1 protein-coding gene is annotated in these 913 nt (G+C 49.8%); it reads left to right on the top strand.

All coding sequences use genetic code 11. The features are described 5' to 3' along the window. A partial coding sequence (locus ACTF5Z_RS12270; RefSeq protein WP_438985883.1) for a hypothetical protein occupies positions 1-913 on the top strand: 913 nt, incomplete at both ends.

Here is a 913-nt window from a genome sequence, read left to right as displayed (position 1 = left end):
ATATTCAACAAGAAGTCACAGATCAGCAGAATAGTCTCAAGAATATCTACCGGCATCTAGAGCGTGACGTCCTAGTTCTCGACGCACAACAGCATATTGTGTGCATCACTGCTCAGCTGCTAGCAAAACTGAGGCTCAGAGAAGACGAAATTCTGAATACTCCCGCGGCTAATTGGTTTACTGACGGGCAAGGCCACGCCCCCGAGTTTACCAGCATGTCCTCCGAGATCCGCTTTAAACCCAATCCACTATTGCGCGACATTTTATGGCACCCCTTAAAACCCGAATCGCAAGAAACTTATCACACCACTCTCATTGAGCTGAGCTTTTCAGCAAACAACCTGGACAAAAGCCATGAACCCACCGTTTTTGAGCTCGATCCCAGCCTAGGTCTCGCGTTATTTCAAAAGCAAATCGAGCGGGCAACCCAAACACTTCAGGCCGTCGAATTTATCCTATGCCGTTTGGACAGCGCTAATGCCCTCATAATAGAACACGGGGTGAATCATGTTCGCAGCTTAGTGCGAGACGCCTGCCTTAGCCTTTATCAAACCCTAGGCTGCCAAACCGCCTTGGTAGATTCCCACACCATCGTATTAATGCCTGCAACCGGAGCGTCACGAACAGCCCACCGAGCACACCACTATTTGAATGCTTTGAAGTCAAATGTCAACGCACCCGACAATAATTGGGTGGTTACCCCGATAACGGCTCCCATTGATGGCGGGAATGTTAATGACCTGTTAGCCACGCATCGGGCTTGCGATTCAGAGCATACCACTCGCTCTCTGCGACAGCGCGTATTGGCGCACATTCGCGCGAAAGACTTCGTTGTCCACTTTCAAGCCATAGCCAACTTGAACGACACGTCTGAGATTTTATTTTTTGAGGCATTGGCGCGCTGGGTTGGCAA

Origin of the sequence: Aequoribacter sp. (genome assembly GCF_965659035.1) — a bacterium.
Taxonomy (GTDB): Bacteria; Pseudomonadota; Gammaproteobacteria; order Pseudomonadales; family Halieaceae; genus Aequoribacter.
This window is presented reverse-complemented; position numbering and strand designations above follow the sequence as displayed.